The organism is Chitinophagales bacterium, assembly GCA_041392475.1.
GTDB lineage: Bacteria > Bacteroidota > Bacteroidia > Chitinophagales > UBA2359 > JAUHXA01.
Genome location: JAWKLZ010000001.1, coordinates 2,758,579 through 2,773,703 on the forward strand (window position 1 = coordinate 2,758,579; position 15,125 = coordinate 2,773,703).

The following is a 15,125-nucleotide window of genomic DNA, read 5'->3' on the forward strand; positions in this document are numbered from 1 at the left end:
ATCAATTCCTTCTCACTTCAAAAACTTCCCTCGAATCACCTCCTCAACAGGTCGCCCTTCAATCTTGCTCTCCAACCACGAAATAATATCGAAATACAAAAAAGTACGTTTTTCGTAAGGAACATCGGATAAATCTACCAAAGTCTTATGCAAAGTTACAAAACCATCCTGCAATTGGTTCGGAAAAATTTTGGGCAATCGGCGGAGAAATTGAAGGATTGCTTCTTGCATCCCGTGAAAGTCATTCATCTTCTTCAAAAAGCGATAAGTCGACTTCACCTGACTCTCTATCAGCGTATTGTGTTCCAATTCAAAATGTGAAATAAGTAACAAAATCCGAGCAAAACAATGAATATCCTCCCTTAGTTGCACATTTCCCTGATTGACAATTTCATTCAAATAATCAATTGCAGTATCATAATCATCACTCGCAAAATAGATACAAGCAATTTTGTAGTAAAATACCAAAATTCGATGTTTGTCCAGTTTTCGCCCCAGTTTCTTTATATTCGCTTCAATAGCAGGCACCAATTCCTTTGCTTCTGTAAACGTACCTTCCAAAAAATGCTTGTTGATGCGGTGAATTGAAGTAAACAAAAATACCTGAATCTCAATATTTTCATTCCGCTTCACCACATCATGTTCCCCAAACTCCTTCAACAATTGCAGCACTTCCACAAACTTCGTATAATAGCGGGTATTGTACAAAGCCGCCAACAAATTGTTCAAGCCTTTGACGTAGTGAAACGGCTCTAATTCAATCATGATGGGGTTCTTCAAAAACAAATTCACCCACTTATCCGCATACCGATAGCAATACGGAAAATTCTGCAAAATGTAAAAATACCACACATAAGAACGGTACAAATGCAGTTTCTCATAAAAACTCAACTCACAAGAGTTTGCCCCTTCAATTTGCGCCAATTGTTCTTCAAAAAAAGTTTCTACTTCTTTCTCATCCTCCTCATTCCGAATGTGTCCCATTTTGATATAGAGTCCATACAACTGCAATGCAAGATCGGACAAACGATTGCTGCGGTAAATGACTTCATCTATTTGGCGAGATTCTTTGGTCAATTGTTCGGCGCGTCCTTCAATGCTTCGGGTGATGTATTGCGATTCAATTAGCTTCTCAAACTCAATGATTTCTACACAAAGCATATTTTGTTGGGCCTCCATCGCTGTCGTTTTCGTTTTGTCCAATAGCTTCAAACTCTGCATATACAGGCCTTTGTTGTAGAGCAATTTGGCATAATCCAGTTGTTGCCGAATCTCCATATCTATGTTGTGGTGAAAGTGTTGCAGCCGCAAACTCAATAGAATTTGCTTGTAGAGGTGAGATTTGAGGTTGGGAATCTGAACACGTTTGATTTCAGGAGCCTTGTCCGAAATTTTCGATTCATCATAGCTTTTCATCTTGTCCAAGACATCAAACAACTGAATGAATTTGGCATTTTCGCTACTTTGTGTTCGACTCACATACACTTTGAAATGCCGTTTTTCTGCCCTCGAAAGGGTTTTGATCAACTGATATAGGGCATCTGTTTGTTGGTTAGGCATTGTAGCTAAATTAAATGCAATTCTATGTTTATCAGAAAATTAAAGCAAACAAAAAACACTTGAACCATGTAGTAAAGCCCAAATTTAGGTTTGAAAGTTGAACCTTTTTGCCATAGTTTTGTACTTCAATGCTAATCTATTATAGCTACAAAGCTAAAAAATATTGGCAGAGACCACAAAGACTTTTGACGTTTGATGTAACAGCACATCTACTTTTATGTTTCCCATTCACCATGCAATAGGATTCTGAACTTCAAAAGTCTATATGGATTACTTCAACAAAATTCAGTAAACAATATGTCCGAACGAATTTATATCTTTGATACGACCCTAAGAGATGGCGAACAAGTCCCTGGCAGCAAATTGAACATGGAAGAAAAAATCGAAATTGCTCGGCATTTGGAGCAATTAGGTGTCGACATCATTGAAGCGGGATTCCCCATTTCTAGCCCAGGGGATTTTGAAGCAGTAGTAGAAATTTCTAAAGCAGTCAAACTACCGACTATATGCGGTCTTTCAAGAGCTGTAAAACAAGATATTAAAGTAGCAGGTGATGCGCTAAAATATGCCAAACGTCCTCGTATCCACACAGGTATTGGCACTTCTGACATACACATCCAACACAAACTCCGAAGTACAAGAGCCGACATATTGGAACGTGCAATTGGATGTGTCAAATACGCCAAATCATTTGTAGAAGATGTAGAATTTTATGCCGAAGATGCGGGAAGAACTGACAATGAATACCTTGCACAAGTCGTTGAAGCAGTTATCAAAGCAGGAGCTACGGTCGTCAATATTCCCGATACAACGGGCTACTGTTTGCCCGAAATGTATGGCGCAAAAATTCGCTACTTGATGGAGAATGTGCCCAATATTCACAAAGCCATCATCTCCGCCCACTGCCACAACGATTTGGGCTTGGCTACTGCCAATTCGATTGCAGCCGTCCAAAATGGCGCACGCCAAATCGAGTGTACCATCAATGGCATTGGCGAAAGAGCGGGCAATACCTCATTGGAGGAAGTAGTGATGATCATGCGCCAACATCCTGAATTGAAGCTGGATACGAATATCAATACACGCTTATTGTGTCCTATCAGCAAAATGGTTTCTGATTTGATGCACATGCCTGTACAAGCCAACAAAGCAGTAGTTGGCGCAAATGCTTTTGCTCATTCGTCTGGTATTCACCAAGATGGAGTTATCAAACACCGAGAAAGTTATGAAATCATTGATCCAGCAGAAGTTGGTGCAGATGGTACTTTGATTGTATTGACGGCTCGAAGCGGTCGTGCAGCTTTGCTTCACCGTATGCAGCGGTTGGGTTATGACTATGGTAAAGAAGATTTGGCACTCATTTACGAACAATTTTTGAAGGTAGCCGATAGTAAAAGAGAAGTCAAAGACGAAGATTTGCACGAATTGGCAAATTTTTTTGAAGAAAAAGTAGCGGTTGCAGTTTAGGATATACAAGAAACTCTTCGTTACCGTGAAAACAGACTACAAAAGTTTTAAAAACTTTTGTAGTCTTGAGTAATACACTGCAACATAAGATTCTTTATATTTCAGCAGCAGCGCTGCGACACTATTTGTAGAAATGATAATGAATAGATTTTCAGGAGGGGTGTAGCCTCGACGCCATAAAAACCAGTTATTTATACGTGCCGAAGCTACGCTCCTATGTTTCTATCCTTATAGATTTTCCTACAAATAGTGTCAGGGCTACCCCCTTATAATTCAGCCATATTTATCTTAACAATTAAAATTTCTCAAACAACTGTTTATCAGTGTGTTTTTCATTTTAATTGTCATTTTAATTTTGATTTACTACTTTACAGCGTATTAGACAAAATATTTTTAGATAAAACAAACTATTCCAACACAACTCCATGTCGCAAAAAACACTATTCGATAAAATATGGGATGCCCACATAGTTAAGTCCATTGAAGGTGGCCCCGATGTATTGTATATTGATTGCCATTTCATTCACGAAGTTACCAGCCCACAAGCCTTTGCAGGTTTGGATAAGCGAGGCATCACCGTAGCCCGACCCAAACAAACAGTCGCAACGGCAGATCACAACGTTCCGACCCTCAATCAGCACCTTCCTATCAAAGATATGCTTTCCCGTTTTCAAGTCGATACCTTGACTGAAAACTGCAAAAAACATGGCGTAGAACTCTACGGTTTAGACCATCCTTATCAAGGGATTGTGCATGTGATTGGGCCTGAATTGGGAGTCACTCAACCTGGCATGACCATCGTTTGTGGTGATAGTCATACTTCTACGCATGGTGCATTCGGAAACATTGCTTTTGGTATTGGTACGAGTGAGGTTGAAATGGTTTTGGCCACACAGTGCATCATGCAGGGCAAGCCCAAACGAATGAGAATCAACATTGAAGGAGAATTGGAGAAGGGTGTGGTGTCCAAAGATATTGTACTGTATATTCTCTCCAAAATCACTGCAAGCGGTGCAACGGGGTATTTCATAGAGTTTGCAGGTTCTGCAATTCGCTCCCTTTCGATGGAAGCCCGCATGACTATCTGCAATATGAGCATCGAAATGGGCGCAAGGGGTGGCATGATTGCACCAGATGAAACCACTTTTGCTTATATCAAAGGAAGGGAATTTGCACCACAAGGTGCTGATTTTGACAAGGCTGTGGAGCATTGGGAAAACCTGTATTCCGACGAGGATGCGGTTTTTGATAAGGAATACTATTTTGATGCAGCAGACATTGAACCAATGGTGACATATGGAACAAACCCAGGGATGGGTATCAAAATCACCGAAAATGTTCCTTCGCTTCAACAAATAGATTCTGAAAGCCATATTTCCTTCAAAAAGTCGTTGGTTTATATGGATTTGCAGCCCGATGAATCGCTTTTGGGCAAGGAGGTGAACTATGTTTTTATTGGCAGTTGCACCAACTCTCGCATTGAAGACCTACGAATGGTCGCGGATATTGTCCAAGGTCGCCAAAAAGCAGACAATGTGTATGCTTTCATCGTTCCTGGCTCTAAACAAGTGGAAGCTCAAGCGAAAGAGGAAGGTTTAGACAAGATTTTTGAAGCAGCAGGTTTTGAATTGCGGCAAGCAGGTTGCTCGGCTTGTTTGGGAATGAATGAAGACAAGATTCCGAAAGGAGAATATTGTGTATCAACGTCTAACCGCAATTTTGAAGGTCGGCAAGGGCCTGGCGCAAGAACTATTTTGGCGAGTCCTTTGACGGCGGCGGCTACTGCAATTCGTGGAAAAATCACGGATGTGAGAGAGTTGTTGAAGGTCAATGCCTAATTTTTTTTTTGAACACAGAGACTCTGAGACACAGGGATTTTTTAATTTTTGACCTTGAATCATGAACGGAGAGTTGGAGATTTTTTGCTTAAAGAAAGTAGAGTTCTATTTTTATTTTCTTAAAGCTATTTTATAATTAATCCTCTGTGTCTCCGTGCCTCTGTGTTCGATTGAAATGCTCAAGAAATTATTCAAATAAAAACAACAATGCAAAAATTTCATACAATTGTATCTTCTTTTGTGCCAATAGCCATTGAAGATGTTGACACCGACCAAATCATTCCTGCACGCTTCTTGAAAGCAACGACTCGTGAAGGTTTTGGCAACAACTTGTTCCGTGATTGGCGGTTTGACAATCAAAACAACCCCAAACCTGACTTTCCATTGAATCAAGAGCAATACAGTGGTGCAATATTGGTGGGCGGCAAAAACTTTGGCTGCGGATCGAGTCGAGAACACGCTGCATGGGCGATTGCAGATTATGGCTTCAAAGTGGTGGTTTCCAGCTTTTTTGCCGATATTTTCAAAAACAATGCACTCAACAATGGCTTGCTTCCTGTGCAGGTTTCCGATGCTTTTCTGCAAAAATTGTTTGCAGCAGTAGAGAAAGACTCCGATGCGAAAGTTCGGGTAGATTTAGAAGCACAAGAGATTGAACTCTTAGAAACAGGTGATACCGAACGATTTGACATCAGTGCCTACAAAAAGGAATGTTTGCTGAACGGTTTTGATGACATTGATTATTTATTGAATAGTCGGGCAGAAATTGAAGCTTTTGAAGAATCTTTGAGTTGAAAGTAAATATTTCATTAATTTTGCCGCCATGGAAAAAGATAAAATCTTCGACAAAGAATATTCGGCAATAGGCGATTTTAAATTTGGAGACTCGGTCGTATCTGTTTTTGATGATATGGTGACTCGTTCAGTTCCATTTTACCTCGAAATGCAGCGAATGATGACCGAAATGGTCAGAGATTTTGCTGCGGAAGACTCCAATATCTATGATTTGGGCTGTTCGACTGGCACAACGCTCATCAATTTAGATAGGGTAATTGCACCAACTGTACAAATAATTGGTCTGGACAATTCTCCTGAGATGCTCGAAAAATGCCACAACAACTTCAAAACGGCAGGTATTACTCGCCCCTTCAAATTGGAGTATGCAGATTTGAACAAGGGTGTAGAAATGGAAAACGCATCGGTTGCCATATTGTGCCTTACCCTTCAATTTGTCCGTCCACTGTATCGTGAGCGATTGATTGCAGACATTTACCGTCAATTGAATCCAAACGGCTGCTTGATTATCATTGAAAAAGTATTGGGAGAAGATTCGCTTTTCAATCGTTTGTTTATCAAATATTACTACGATATGAAAAAGCGACACGACTATAGCGAGATGGAGATTTCGCAAAAAAGAGAAGCCCTCGAAAATGTGCTCATTCCGTACAAACTCAATGAAAATATTGAGATGATCAAAAATCACGGCTTCCGATATTGCGAAACTTTCTTTAAGTGGTACAATTTCAGCGGATTGATTGCAGTGAAATAGTACAGCAGGAAAAACTCAAACTCAACTTCAAAAAACAAATTCAAGTTCAAGTCAAACAATTCATTGAAGGACAAAATACTTCTGTTTTGAAATCCGACTTTATTTTTTGATGAGCATTTTAATTTTCATTTTCATTTCCCTTCCCAACCATGGTTAAACTCGGCAATTTTTTATTTCATTATAGAAACTTTCTATTTCCCGTCTTCTATATTTTTCTTTTTCTGCCCTCCCCTGCCCTATTTCAAAATTATTGGACAGCCATCGGCCTTGGTCTATTGGTTATTTTGTTGGGTCAAATCATTCGTGGTATGACCATTGGTTTAGACTACATCATCAGAGGTGGTAGAGATAGGCGGGTATATGCCGAAGACTTGGTGACAACGGGCATTTTCTCCCATTGCAGAAACCCCTTATACGTTGGCAATCTGCTGGTGCTTTTGGGCTTGGGTATCTGTTCCAATTCCATTTATTTTGTATTTATTCTCATGCCACTTTTTATGTTTTTTTACCAAGCCATTGTATTGGCAGAAGAAAATTTTCTACGCAATAAATTTGGTTCAGGCTTCGACGACTATACAAAAGATGTCAGCAGATGGTGGATTAGTTGGAAAGGATTGGGTGATACCCTCAGCAATGCAAACTTCAAATGGAAACGCTTCATTTTGAAGGAATACAACTCAACTTATACATGGATGATTGGTGTATTGTTATTGACTGCAAAACACCAATACACAGATAGTTCTGAATTATTAGAACAAAATCTTCCTTATTACCTTGCTTGCTTGTTGCTGGTTACTTTCGTTTATCTCTACATCAAATTCTTGAAAAAAACCAAAAGACTAGTAAGTAATTAAGCCTTTATTTACCGTTTACCTTACTAAATGATAATCATTTCTTAACGTTCTATCTTTCTTTTTTGCGAAAAAAGTCGTAATTTTGCGGTTTAATTGTCAAAAACATAATTTCTACACTTGTTATTGAGTATTTTTTAATTAAACGTAAATATCATGAGTCTTAAAAAGCAATTTCTTAAAAGCAAACCAGTTTGTAAAGTAACCTTCAATTTGCCCAAAGAAGCAGCTGTAGAAGCCGAATCAGTAAAACTATTGGGCGACTTCAATGAGTGGGAACAAGCATCAGCAATCGCTATGACTCCCCTAAAAAACGGTAGTTTCAAAACTACTTTGGATTTAGAGGCTGGCAAAGAATACCAGTTCCTTTACTTGATTGACGACAATAAATGGGAAAAAGACTTGGAAGCAGACAAATATGAGCTTTCTCCTTTCGGAACCGAAAATTCTGTTGTTGTTTGCTAATCACAGTTTTTTCTAAAATAAGAAATGCGATAAAAACAACAAGCGGTTATAAGTTCTTCTCAGAATTTGTAGCCGCTTTTTTCATCTCCAAAAACCTATCCTTATCGAATCTTCTTTTATCACCGCCATTGTTGCTTCTGCCATCTTAGGCTTCTCCAAATCGGGCTTCAAGGGACTTGGTTTTGTGGTGGTTACATTAATGGCACTGGCTTATGAAAGCAAAACTTCAACAGGTATTCTTCTACCTTTGCTCATCTTGGGTGATATTTTCGCCATCATTTACTATCGAAAAGATGCCAATTGGAAAATCCTTTTTCGGCTTTTCCCTGCAATGGCAGTTGGAGTTGTAATTGGCGTTTTGGTAGGCAACAAACTCTCGACCGAACTATTCAGACAAGTGATGGCAGCTATCATTTTGCTAAGTGGCACGATGATGGTGTTGATCGGCAAAATACCAAAAGATAGAATACCCGATGGCAAAATATTTGCAATTGTGATGGGATTGGGGGCAGGGTTTTGCACTATGGTAGGCAATCTTGCAGGTACGTTTTCCAACATTTATTTCCTTGCCATGCAGTTGCCCAAACGAGCATTTATTGGCACTGCAGCATGGTTGTTCTTCTTCATCAATTTGTTCAAACTTCCTTTTCACATTTGGGTTTGGGAAACGGTCAATTTGACTACTTTGACGCACAATCTCTACCTCGCCCCTTTTGTCATTGCAGGTTTTTTGATGGGAATCAAATTGATAGAACTGATCAGCAATGCTTTTTTCCAAAAATACATTATCGTCATGACACTTTTAGGAGCATTGTTGATTTTGCTTCAATAAATTGTAATAAATCATTACTTCTTAGCCGTTTCCAAAATCGCTATCAATTGCAGCCATTCAGGTGTGCTGTGCAGTCCTTCAAAAGCCTTTTCTGCCTTCAACTTGGATAGGTCATTCCAACCTTTGAGGATGGCTTTGTTGAGGAAATAAAATGTAGATTGTTTTTCGGTTTCACTGAGGGCAGCAGCACAAGCAGCTCGGTAAATATCCTCAGTTTCAATGTTTCCATTGAGTTGCATCATTCGGCGATAAAAGCGTTGAGCATTTTCGTAGTCCTCCTCTTCATAAGAAATTTCTCCTTTGGCAGTCAATTCGATGTATTCTTCTGTTTGGGCTTCCGCTTTGGCTTTGGCTTCCTCTTCTGACAACAATTTATAGTCTATTTCAAGGCGTTTTGCATAACTTTCTATGTCACTCAAGCCCATTGCTTCCCTTCTGTTGTTTACTTCATGTTCGTTTTTGATAGGCACAAATTCCAGTTCGTTTGTTAATGTATTCCTTTGTGTTTGTGAGCCATACACTTGTTTGTCATTGTATGCCACTTGCACTCGGTCGTATAGGTAGGCATAATTGGAACTTTTAGCCTCCTGTGCATTGACAGCTTCTTTGAGCAAGTCGAGGCATTTGTTTTGAAAATCAGGCCGTTTATCGGCGTGTTGAACCAATATCCATGCAGCATTCGAGCCGTCTTCTCCAACATCTGATATTTTGGGCCAACCAATTTTGGTGACCGTCTGTTCCATTAAAGCTGTATGTTTTGTATCCAATTCCGTAATTTGAACAATGAGTTGTTCGATTTTTTCAGCATTTTGCTGTTTGTCCTTTTGCAGTTGAAGCATTAAACGCCGATATTTTTGGTCGTCTTCCTTCATTTGCAGCAGTTTTTTTCTTAGTTCGGGATACTTTATACTCGCTTCAAAAGCTGCTATTTTTACTTTTGTTTTCTCTAAAATAGATTGCCATTCAGTATCTTCTCTAAGGTTTTGGAGATCACTATCTTTTTGCAGCCATGCCATATCCTGCCACCCTGCTTCAATGGCTTTGGTGAGAAGTTCAAAAGCGTGGTTTTTATCGTTTTGCAGTGCAAAGACACATGCAGCATTGTAGAAATCATTTTTAGATACATTTACGGAATCAGTCAATTCAAACGCTTTTAGATAGTTTTTTCCTGCAATCTCATACTTTTTTGCTTGATATGCCTGTTCTGCCTCCGCTATCAATTGGTCGAAATCTTGTGCGTTCAACGTATTGATGGCAAAAAAACAAATACACATTAATAAGGTTTGTAGGATAATCTTCATGCTTTTCTACTTTAGTGCTAAGATAAGGGTTTGAAACGATTTTGAAGGTATAATTACTTTGTCATACAGTTAGACAGCTAAAAATAGGATTCGTTACTTTTAATTTTGTTATCAAATCGTGATATTTAACCCTTAATTTTGTGTTTCAAACAACCATAAACGATGAATAAGAGAGTATTAATCATTGAAGATGACCCTGAAATTGTAGAATTGTTGGCTATCCATTTAAGGGATTTAGACTGCGAAATTTTTAAAGTACATGATGGCAGATTGGGTTATCTGCAAGCAAGTGAAGAAGTATTTGATTTGATTATTCTGGACTTGATGTTGCCGAGTATGAATGGGATGGATGTGTGTCAAAAACTTCGGACTCAACGTATCAATACCCCTATTTTAATGCTTACAGCCAAGTCAGAGGAAATTGACAAGATTTTGGGATTAGAAATGGGGGCAGATGATTACCTAACCAAACCCTTCAGTGTTAGGGAGTTTATTGCAAGAGTAAAGGCCATTTTTCGGCGGGTGAAAATGACGAAAGAGGAAGGTAGCACTGCATTGAAGAAAAAGCTGCATTATGGCAACTTGGAGATTGATGTCGAAATGCGGAAGGTATTGCTGAATAACCAACGCATTGAATTGACTCCGAAAGAGTTTGACCTGCTCTACCTAATGGCTTCTAACCCTGGCAAAAGTTATTCAAGGCAGCGCATTCTTAGATTGGTGTGGGGCTATGAATACAATGGCTACGAACATACCGTCAATTCTCACATCAACCGTTTGCGAGCCAAAATTGAACCCGACATCAACAACCCTACCTATATTTTGACGACTTGGGGAGTAGGATATCGGTTTTCGGATGAATGATGTTGTATTGATTGAATTTGCCTACTTCCCCTTCCCAAACAACACAAAGCCGCTCCAAAACTTAGGACTCATTCTTTCTTTTTGCAGCATCTCCAACTTCGCTTTCTGCAAAGCTGTAGCAAAACCATCCCCTTCAAGAATATGAGCAAACAGCAAGGTCGTCAATTCACTACTCGCTCGATCGTTTACTTTGAAGAGCGTCGACACCACATTCTTCGCTCCACTCGCCAAAAATCCCCGATTCACCGCCATCATGCCCTCGCCCTTGTGCAGTTCCCCTATCCCACTCTCACAACTGCTCAACACCACCAAATCTGCCGACATCGGAATCATTGCCACCTCTTTCATATTCAAAACACTGTCTTCCACAGCCGTTTGAGCCAAACTCCGTTCCTCCAATCCCTCCGAAACCCTCAGGTTCTGTTCCCCTTCCACCGTCAGTCGTCCATCGTCCACCGTTTCCCCCAAAGCCAAAACCAAACCCGACAACTCTGGATATTCGTCATTCACAATCCCATGCGCTGCAATCAACACAAAACGACTCTTACCGATTTGCGCTTCCAAATTCTTTTTGTTGGCTGTTTCGTAGAAAAAAGATTGATTGTTGAGTCCTTTTTCTTCAAAAAGCAAAGAGATGTTTTCTACTTCAATTTTGGAGTAGGGCAAAGGCATCCAACTGCCATCACTTCTCACTGCCTCAGAGCGATTGACCGCAGTAGCATATTCATAGTCCTCTTTTTGCAGTTGTTGAATCGCCTGCTTTTGGCTCTCCGAAGTTGTTTCATACACAGGTGCAAAGCCAGTGAAAGCAATGTCGGTAGGTGCAGGTTCGGCAATGGCATCGTTTTGTTTTTGAAGGTCAAGATAGAGTAGAGTAGCCGAATAGTGATAGCTGATTTGACAGTGATTCAGTAGGTAGTCCAATTCATTGTAGGGCGTTGAAGCGGGAGCATCTGAAATGATAAGCGTTTCAAAAGGCAGATAATGCAGCTCGGCATGAGGGATGATGAATACCTGTTTGGCTTCGTCTTCAAAAGGGTCAATAAGGTGATGTGTGGCTTCTTGAAGTAGAATCTGGTAGAGTTCAAAGCTGAGTTGATGGAAGGTGTCTTTTTGGTCAAATTTGATGCTTTGAAGGTATTTTTGAATCAAACTTTCCCAATTGTTGGGTTTATCCATCGCAAAGACTTCGTATTCATCGAGAGTAATGGTAAAGAGATAGATTTTTTCTTCTCTGATGAAATAACTCAATGCCGTTTGGTTTTCTACAAGTACGGATTGAAGAGCCTCAATAGTGACAGTTTCGGTGCTGTATTTTTGGAGGTAGTAGTCGGGATAGTCGGTTTCGAGTTGCTTTTTGAGGGATTCGAATTGATTGAAGACATCAAAATAGCTGTTCTCCCATTGTTGAAGCACTTGTTGGTTGATATTCTGCCCTTGCTGTTTGAGGATTTGAATGTTTTTTTGGAGCATTATCAGTTGAGACTGCATTTCCTGCTCTTTTTCTAAGAGTTCAGTTGGCAGTACAGTTAGTTGTTTGGCAGTTTTTTCTTGTTTGCTGTTTAACATTAAGTATGCCTTGTTTTTTTCGGAAAAAGCGAAGACACGATTCAAATAAGTCTTGTCTTGCGTTAGCATAAATAACTGGTAAGCTGGCTTAATTGCCTTATCTAATTTAGGGCTAATATGTTTGAGAGCCATTAATTTAGACTGGTCGGATTGGAAAGATTGCCGAATATAGTCTAAACAAGAAAAAGCCAATTTGTAACCATCAAACGAAGCTTGAAGGTCTTTTTGTTCTTGGGTATTCTGCAAAAAATATTGGAAAAATGAATCTGCTTTTTGCAACAACATTACTACTCCATCAACAGACTGCAAATAATTATCGAAGTTGGTAGCATTAGAATTTAATACAGGATAGGCGTAGTAGTTATCCAAACGAACATCGGTTTCAATAAGGGCTATTAGGACTTCATGATAACATTTTATGGCTGCCCAATAATTATGCTTCTTCATATACAATTTTCCCAATGATTTGCTAATGGATACTTTTGGGACTTTAGTATCGTCACCAGAATCATCAAGTATGCCTAAAGCTTTTGAAAAATAGCTTTCAGCTTGATCATAGTTTCCTTCTTCTGTATGATAAATACCCATACTCTGAAAGGAAAAAGCGAGCTTGGAACGATCCTTATCAAATAATTCCTGCGAAAGTGATATACATTTATTTGTCAAGGTATATGCTTCTTGTTGCTTGCCGACCTTTAGGTAACACTTTGCCAATTCGGAATAACTAAAAACAATTGCGCCATGCTTATCTAACTTATTTTCAATCGAAAACGACACCAACAATTCTCCAACTTGCATAGCTTTATCATACTTTGTATGATTTATATAGACCTTCATTAGTGTCCCATAAGAATAAAGTAGATGAGGGCTTTGGTGATACTCTCCTATCTCAATCGCTTTTTTTGCATATAGTTCTGCTCTGTGATAGTCTCCTATATTAAGAAAAAGATTTGCATAATTGTAGAAAGCATAATGAAAGTCGGAGTGATTAGGAGGATAGTTTTTTTGAAATAAATCAATTCCTTTTTTTAAATAGTGCCTGGCTTTTTCGTAGTTGGTAAGTTTAGAGTAAGTATATCCAATGTTTTGGTAGGTATTTGCAATTCGTTCAATAGGGTAAGAACTATCTGATTCGCCATTTTGAAGAGAGAGTTGAAAAAAATTAATGGCGGGGATATACTGATGTTGATAATTGTGCCACACCCCTAAAGAAAAATAAATATAGGCGGCAAGTTCATTTTCACTTTCATACAACTGATTGCAGATTGTCAATGCCTTATCCAAAGATGTTTTTGCATGATTAAAATTATGGAGAAAGTTATTTACATCTCCAATTTTGAAGTAAAGCACACACAATGTTTCATGCACTTCGCCATAAAGCTCTAATCGTAGTGCCAAACTCTGCTCATAAAAAGAAATAGCTTCCTTAAATTGATTGATTTCATATTGGTAATTTCCCAAATACTCATAGCCCTCCGCCATTTTCTCCTTTTCCCCCCACTTCTCAAAGAGGCACATAGCCTTCTTCAGTGTGGCCACCATAACACCATCAATCACCTCCTCTCTTTTATTAGGCTTTCCTTGCTGCAATAACTCCTCCGCCCGCTTCAAATCCCCTTGCCGATTCTCCACACCTTCCCTCAATAAATTCTTTTCAAACATTTTTTTTAATTTTTTTTTTAGACCACTGTTAATGTTTTTGCTAAAAAAAGCAACGATAGAGGTGTGTGATGTAAAAATTTGAACGAATATCTGCTAAAAATTACAAATCATTATGAAGCAACCTCCAATATCCGAAAAAATCTATAATCAAAACAAAATTTGGCTACAAAATTTGCGTGAACTAATTTTGCGTCATGCTCATAACAATGAATTTAAAACGGAAGATTTGGGTCAAGAACTCAACATCAGTAAACGAACACTCGAACGAAAGTTAAAATACCTAACAGGCAAATCTCCAAAACAATACATCAATGAACTGAGATTGAATCGGGCGCACAAACTCATAACCGAACAAAATTTTGGAAATGTCGCCCAAATCAGCAATCTAGTTGGATTCTCTAAAACCAGTTATTTCTCAAACCTCTTCAAGCAGAGGTTTGGCTACAGTCCTCTTACATTGATTACTTTGGTAAAATCAAAAAAACATACAAAAACTTCTTGATTGATTTAAAAAGTTGACAAAATTATGACATTAACAAAAGCATTAAAATAATTTTGTCGCATTTGTGGTGTGTCTATCACTAAAATAGACCATATATTTGCAACGCTTTACATCCCCTAAATATTTATGTTTTACATATAAATACTACCTAGATAATATTTATTCTAAGAACTCGAAACAAACCCAACTCAAAACCCCACATCCACCCCTAAATTAACAACAGACAAAAAATCATGTCATTTTTTTGTCATAAGAAAAAAAGCTGTTAATGTTTTTGCAAAAAAGCGCAACTCTAATATTGAAGCCTCGAACACGAATCAACTACTGAAAGTATTTTTTTCGTAAGTAATTCGTGTTCAAGGCTAACAGAATAAATCCAAGAGCATTAACAGCCAATAAAAAAACATCATGTCATTTTTTTGTCATAAGAAAAAAAGCTGTTAATGTTTTTCAAAGAAAGCGCAACTCTATATATGAAAACATAAAAAGCCCCTACAAGCCCATTTTATCCACCCATAATTTGAACACTGCAATAGGTGTACTTTACGCCATGGAGAAAGTATAGCTATTGCAGACAGAATGCTCCTCGCTTACTAAGCCATTCACAATAGTAGCGAAGCCCACACCAATCGAAGCAATTTTCAAAATAGCCTTCAATTGGAATG

General features: G+C 38.7%; 12 protein-coding genes. 9 read left to right on the forward strand and 3 right to left on the reverse strand.

Features of this window, described 5'->3' with window-relative positions; genetic code table 11:
- Positions 1–12: 12 nt before the first annotated feature.
- Positions 13–1,560 carry a hypothetical protein gene (locus tag R3E32_10250; GenBank protein MEZ4885095.1) on the reverse strand — a complete coding sequence of 516 codons (1,548 nt, stop codon included), beginning with the start codon at positions 1,558–1,560 and terminating at the stop codon, positions 13–15.
- Between the two features lie 297 nt (positions 1,561–1,857).
- Here R3E32_10250 and R3E32_10255 point away from each other — a divergent pair, with 297 nt between their 5' ends.
- The 7 genes from R3E32_10255 to R3E32_10285 all read left to right on the forward strand — a co-directional run bounded on the left by R3E32_10255 (position 1,858) and on the right by R3E32_10285 (position 8,562).
- The gene (locus R3E32_10255) at positions 1,858–3,027 is read left to right on the forward strand and encodes a 2-isopropylmalate synthase (protein ID MEZ4885096.1); all 1,170 of its coding nucleotides are present in this window, start codon (positions 1,858–1,860) and stop codon (positions 3,025–3,027) included.
- Between the two features lie 425 nt (positions 3,028–3,452).
- Positions 3,453–4,865 (forward strand): 3-isopropylmalate dehydratase large subunit, encoded by a 1,413-nt coding sequence (gene leuC / locus R3E32_10260; GenBank protein ID MEZ4885097.1) that lies wholly within the window; start codon positions 3,453–3,455, stop codon positions 4,863–4,865.
- Positions 4,866–5,072: 207 nt separating this feature from the next.
- Positions 5,073–5,660 (forward strand): 3-isopropylmalate dehydratase small subunit, encoded by a 588-nt coding sequence (gene leuD, locus R3E32_10265; GenBank protein ID MEZ4885098.1) that lies wholly within the window; start codon positions 5,073–5,075, stop codon positions 5,658–5,660.
- Between the two features lie 28 nt (positions 5,661–5,688).
- A complete protein-coding gene (gene cmoA, locus R3E32_10270; GenBank protein ID MEZ4885099.1) occupies positions 5,689–6,414 on the forward strand; it encodes a carboxy-S-adenosyl-L-methionine synthase CmoA in 726 nt (241 codons plus the stop codon).
- Positions 6,415–6,722: 308 nt separating this feature from the next.
- Positions 6,723–7,268: a methyltransferase gene (locus tag R3E32_10275; GenBank protein MEZ4885100.1), complete on the forward strand. Its 546-nt coding sequence runs from the start codon at positions 6,723–6,725 to the stop codon at positions 7,266–7,268.
- A 153-nt stretch (positions 7,269–7,421) separates the two neighbouring features.
- Positions 7,422–7,730 (forward strand): isoamylase early set domain-containing protein, encoded by a 309-nt coding sequence (locus R3E32_10280; GenBank protein ID MEZ4885101.1) that lies wholly within the window; start codon positions 7,422–7,424, stop codon positions 7,728–7,730.
- A 142-nt stretch (positions 7,731–7,872) separates the two neighbouring features.
- On the forward strand, positions 7,873–8,562 hold the full coding sequence (locus tag R3E32_10285) for a sulfite exporter TauE/SafE family protein (GenBank protein MEZ4885102.1): 690 nt from the start codon (positions 7,873–7,875) through the stop codon (positions 8,560–8,562).
- Between the two features lie 14 nt (positions 8,563–8,576).
- On the opposite strand, the gene R3E32_10290 is transcribed toward R3E32_10285, so the two are convergent.
- On the reverse strand, positions 8,577–9,863 hold the full coding sequence (locus R3E32_10290; GenBank protein ID MEZ4885103.1) for a DUF6624 domain-containing protein: 1,287 nt from the start codon (positions 9,861–9,863) through the stop codon (positions 8,577–8,579).
- 162 nt (positions 9,864–10,025) lie between these two features.
- Here R3E32_10290 and R3E32_10295 point away from each other — a divergent pair, with 162 nt between their 5' ends.
- Positions 10,026–10,727 (forward strand): response regulator transcription factor, encoded by a 702-nt coding sequence (locus R3E32_10295; GenBank protein ID MEZ4885104.1) that lies wholly within the window; start codon positions 10,026–10,028, stop codon positions 10,725–10,727.
- Between the two features lie 21 nt (positions 10,728–10,748).
- On the opposite strand, the gene R3E32_10300 is transcribed toward R3E32_10295, so the two are convergent.
- Positions 10,749–13,958 carry a CHAT domain-containing tetratricopeptide repeat protein gene (locus tag R3E32_10300; protein ID MEZ4885105.1) on the reverse strand — a complete coding sequence of 1,070 codons (3,210 nt, stop codon included), beginning with the start codon at positions 13,956–13,958 and terminating at the stop codon, positions 10,749–10,751.
- 112 nt (positions 13,959–14,070) lie between these two features.
- Between R3E32_10300 and R3E32_10305 the strand changes: the two genes are divergently transcribed.
- Positions 14,071–14,460: a helix-turn-helix transcriptional regulator gene (locus tag R3E32_10305; GenBank protein ID MEZ4885106.1), complete on the forward strand. Its 390-nt coding sequence runs from the start codon at positions 14,071–14,073 to the stop codon at positions 14,458–14,460.
- Positions 14,461–15,125: the final 665 nt, after the last annotated feature.